Consider the following 248-nt stretch of genomic DNA (forward strand, 5'->3'; position numbering starts at 1 on the left):
CGAAATTGCAATGGAAACAATTAACGAAGAAGGAACCGTTTGGGAGCCGGAAGACACTTTGGCGAGTGTGGAGGACGCGGGTTTGCGTAAAGAAAAAGTCGCCCTGTTGGCGCAGGTCGACGAAAGAAAAAAACTTATTCTCGATACTTGGACTCGCGGATGTACAAACGATACGGAAGTTTCCACGTTGTTGGCGCAACGTTTTGGAGGAAATGCTCCGTCCCATCGAAAGTTTATCCAACGATTCC

1 protein-coding gene is annotated in these 248 nt (G+C 48.0%); it reads left to right on the forward strand.

The genetic code is table 11. The annotated features are described in order from the left end of the window. Positions 1-248: hypothetical protein (locus tag SB659_RS20230; protein WP_410551723.1), on the forward strand; the 248-nt coding region annotated here is incomplete at both ends.

This window comes from Arthrobacter sp. SIMBA_036, from assembly GCF_046535135.1.
Taxonomy (GTDB): domain Bacteria; phylum Actinomycetota; class Actinomycetes; order Actinomycetales; family Micrococcaceae; genus Arthrobacter.